This is a genomic window from Mesorhizobium sp. M2A.F.Ca.ET.039.01.1.1 (assembly GCF_003998035.1).
Classification (GTDB): Bacteria; Pseudomonadota; Alphaproteobacteria; order Rhizobiales; family Rhizobiaceae; genus Mesorhizobium.
Window position 1 is genome coordinate 1 of record NZ_RZRY01000592.1, and the last position, 3,880, is coordinate 3,880.

4 protein-coding genes are annotated in these 3,880 nt (G+C 63.4%); 3 read left to right on the forward strand and 1 reads right to left on the reverse strand.

Annotated features, from left to right (window positions below):
* The 3 genes from EOA24_RS29970 to EOA24_RS29980 all read left to right on the forward strand — a co-directional run.
* Positions 1 to 811, forward strand: an 811-nt coding sequence (locus EOA24_RS29970) for a glycosyltransferase family 9 protein (protein ID WP_245501883.1), incomplete at its 5' end; no start/stop codon positions are given.
* A 172-nt stretch (positions 812 to 983) separates the two neighbouring features.
* A complete protein-coding gene (locus EOA24_RS29975; RefSeq protein ID WP_245501884.1) occupies positions 984 to 2,126 on the forward strand; it encodes a glycosyltransferase family 9 protein in 1,143 nt (380 codons plus the stop codon).
* A 145-nt stretch (positions 2,127 to 2,271) separates the two neighbouring features.
* Positions 2,272 to 3,015, forward strand: coding sequence for a polysaccharide deacetylase family protein (locus tag EOA24_RS29980; protein WP_126083472.1), 744 nt, complete (start codon positions 2,272 to 2,274; stop codon positions 3,013 to 3,015).
* Between the two features lie 138 nt (positions 3,016 to 3,153).
* On the opposite strand, the gene EOA24_RS29985 is transcribed toward EOA24_RS29980, so the two are convergent.
* Positions 3,154 to 3,543 (reverse strand): DUF427 domain-containing protein, encoded by a 390-nt coding sequence (locus EOA24_RS29985; RefSeq protein WP_127251970.1) that lies wholly within the window; start codon positions 3,541 to 3,543, stop codon positions 3,154 to 3,156.
* Positions 3,544 to 3,880 lie beyond the last annotated feature (337 nt).

Sequence of the window (3,880 nt, forward strand, 5' to 3'; positions counted from 1 at the left end):
CGACATCACCGACTCGAAAACCTCGCGTCTTATTTCCGGGCTGGTCAATGCTCCGGTCCGGGTCGGCTATTCTCCGACGGAGCGGCCTCTGCGCTGGCATGAACGCCAGCCCGCCAATGTCAGGATGAAGCCCTTCGGATTTGGCAAGAAGCACTTTCTCTACCGCTATCTGTCTCCGTTGGAGGCGCTCGGCGTCGACCTGCGCGTAAAAGCCCCGGCCATTCGACCGCTGCCATTCGAGACGATCCGCGTCCTGGCTTTGCTGGCCCGGCACCACATCCTCCCAAACGCCTTTGTCGCGGTTCATGCCGGAGCAAGTTTCGCCGGGCGTCGCTGGCAGCCGGAGCGCTTTGCCGAGGCAATCGACAGGATTGCCGGCGAGACAGGCTTGCGCGTCGTCCTGGTCGGCGGCCCGGACGAAAACGAGGCGACCGACAGGATTGTGGCCGCGGCGAAGACGCCTGTCGTCAATCTGGCGGGCGCGCTGCGGCTGGAAACCCTGCTTGCGCTGCTCAGGCAGGCGCGGCTGTTTCTCGGCAACGAAAGTGGGCCGATGCATATGGCGGCCGCGGCCGGCACGCCGGTTGTCGGCCTGTTCGGCCTGACCAATCCGGTCCGCTGGGCGCCGGTCGGCGTGCCCAGCATCTCGTTGCGGCCATCCGTGCCCTGCGACTGCGTCGGCGGCGACCTGTGCAGCCGGACCGATCCGAGCAAGGCCTGCTGCGTCTGGCGCCTGGAGGTTGATCCGGTGGTCGAGGCGGTGCTGGAGCTCCTGGCGCGTACCGAGGCGGTCCTGGAAGCCGCGGTCTGACACGCGGGGAGATTCTCGTGCCGTCGTCGTCCGCATTGCAAACAGCGAAATCCGGAATTTCACTATTTCCATGACCGTGAAACGATCTGCCGGCACGTGCAAGTCACTCTGGCCCACGACCTTGTCGTCTTGTATATGAGGGCCACGTGAAACATGCGCGTGGCGGCCCCGGATGTCGACGTCTCAACTCAGTTCTGGTGCCCGGACACGGATGTTGCAGGGGCCCTTCGCAGGCGTCCGGTCGATCCTGATTCTGCAAACGAAATATATCGGCGATCTGGTTCTTGCCTCGACGCTGGCGAAGAATCTGAGGATCGCCTATCCGGAGGCCAGAATTGTCTTCCTGTGCGAGGCTCGCTTCGCAGGCTTCCTGACTGCTCACGGGATCGCAGATGAGACCGTAGCTTTCAAGCGCTCGAGCGCGCGTGGCACGGTAATGCAGCGCGGCCTGGAACTCTACCACGTATTGCGAAAGCTGCGTCGTTTGGCTTGCGATATGACCATCGACTTGACCGATTCAAAAACGACGCACTTCGTCGCCATGGCGCTCAACGCCAGGATCCGCGTTGGCTATTTCCCGACCGAGAGGCGATTGGGCCGGTTCGAGCGCCAATCCGCAAACGTCAGGGCCAAGCCCTTCGGCTATGGCGAGAGGCATTTCCTTTATCGCTATCTTTCTCCGCTGGAGGCGCTAGGGGAAGATCTGCGCGTGCGGGTTCCCTCGATCGAGCCGCTGCCATCGGAAACCGCGCGGGTCCTGACATTGCTGGACAGCTGCGGTCTTCGCCGCAAAGCCTTCCTGGTGGTGCATGCCGGAGCAAGCTTTCCGGGCCGCCGGTGGCAGCCCGAGCGTTTCGCCGCGGCCGTCGACACGATATCGAGCGAAACCGGTCTCTCCGTCGTCCTGGTCGGCGGACCCGACGAAGCCCAGGCGAACGACCACATCGTGGCCGCGGTCAAGGCGCCGGTCGTCAATCTGGTAGGTAAGCTATCGCTCGAAACGTTGATGGCGCTGCTCAAGGAGGCGCGGCTCTTCCTCGGCAACGAAAGCGGCCCAATGCATATGGCCGCCGCAGCAGGCACGCCGGTCGTCGGCCTGTACGGCCTCACCAACCCGGTTGCATGGGGTCCGGTTGGCGCACCCAGCATCTCGCTGCGGCCCCCAATGCCTTGCGAGTGTGTGGCCGCCGACATGTGCCACCGGACCAATCCAGCCAAGGCATTTTGCGTCTGGCGCCTGGAAGTGGACACGGTCGCCGAAGCAGTGCGCGAACTGCTGGCGCGGACGGACAGACCCATTAAAACCGCGGTGTAGACGAAAGCAATTTTTCGCGATTGCTCCTTTTGCGCTGTTGGACGTCCCCATTTTCGCCTAGATGCCGGTCTGTTGGGACGAGCGGAGGCAAGTTTTCTTTGGCGCGATGCGGCAACTGGCCGTGCGTGCCGGGTTGGAATGGATGATGGGTCTGCTTCGAAATTCTCTTTGCGTGCTCGCGCTGTCGCTCTTGGCGGCGTCGGCCGGCAATGCCGCAACGCTTCTCGAGCCGACGCTGCATCTGAAGACCCAAGCCCCGGAAGGGCGTGGGCGAGTCGCCCTGACGCTCGACGCTTGCGGGGGAAAGACCGACACAAGAATACTTTCGGCTCTTGTCGACAATCGCATACCGGCGACCATCTTCGTTACCGGCATCTGGCTCAAGCGCAATGCCGCGGCCGCCGAGATCATGCGAGCCCATCCTGATCTGTTCGAGCTGGAAAACCATGGCGGCCGCCACATTCCCGCGGTCGATACGCCGCGGAAGATTTACGGCATAAGCAGCGCCGGCAGCCCGGACGCCGTGCAGGCCGAGGTTGAATCCGGCGCCGCGGCGCTCGCCAGCGCGGGCGGACCGGCGCCCAAATGGTTTCGCGGCGCCACCGCGGAATACAGCCCATCGGCGATCGCCATGATCCGCAAGCTGGGCTTCAAGATCGCCGGCTTCTCGGTCAATGGCGACGGCGGCTCGCTGCTCGGCGCCAAGGAAACGGCACGCCGCATCGGCGCCGCCAAGGACGGCGACGTCATCATCGCCCACATCAACCAGCCGACGCATGCGGCCGGCGAGGGCGTGGTTCAGGGGCTGCTCGCCTTGAAGCAGAAAGGCATGACATTCGTGCGCCTGGACGATGCCGACGGTATAGGCAACGACGGCACCACCGATTGAGCGTGCGGTGCGGCGGCTGAATTTTGGCAGCCACATCCTTCCGAGATTGACGTGAACGCCCATCCCTCCGCCCTGGGATGACGACGCTTGGCCTTCGCCTGCCTCGGATCGCAGCGACGACCCAGCCCAATCGAAAACTCAGCCCGGTTCGGCTTCGACCGTTACCTTGCTCGTGTAGAACGCGCCGTGGTTGCGGATCTCGGTCATTTCGTCGATCGGATGTTCATAAGCCCACATGGCGTTCGTGCCGGCTTCGCCGGCCGCCTGGACGCTCCAGTAGCTGGCATCGCCCTTGTAGGGGCAATGCGTCGAGTGCTCGGTGCCGGCGAGCTTGCTGAAGTCGATATCGTCGAACGGGATGTAGAAGGCCGCCGGGTAGGGTGGTTCTGAAAGCACCTTGGCCCGGGTGGATCTTGCGATGACGGTATCGCCGGCGCGCACGGTGACACTGCCGCGATAGGGTTCGACGGTGATCACCTTGTCGGGATTGCGCTGGAAGCCGGGGGCAGGGTTGGCGGGCTTGTCCATGAATGGTCTCCTGGAGCAATTCCAGCAAAAGTGCGAAGCGGTTTCCGTCCGGAATTGCGTCAAAACAAAGAGAACGGTTTGCCGTTTCCATGAAACGGTGAAACGTTCTCGCGGCAGACTTACATGTGTCGGGTGAGTGCGTCGCGCAAGCCCGCGCGGCGCGAGGCTCCATCACCATTCATTGAACGTCTGCTGGCCAGCCGTCAGGCGGCTGTCTTGAAGGCATCCATGAGGCCGGCATAGGCGGCGGCAATGCCGGCCACCGGATTGGTGCTTCTTGCCGCGGTTTCGACCTTGAGCGCGCCGCCTATGCCGGCCTCATGGATGCCTTCAAGAC

Coding starts and splice junctions, on each gene's coding strand:
- EOA24_RS29975 (WP_245501884.1), top strand. CDS start 984: ATGTCGACGTCTCAACTCAGTTCTGGTGCCCGGACACGGATGTTGCAG.
- EOA24_RS29980 (WP_126083472.1), top strand. CDS start 2,272: ATGGGTCTGCTTCGAAATTCTCTTTGCGTGCTCGCGCTGTCGCTCTTG.
- EOA24_RS29985 (WP_127251970.1), bottom strand. CDS start 3,543: ATGGACAAGCCCGCCAACCCTGCCCCCGGCTTCCAGCGCAATCCCGAC.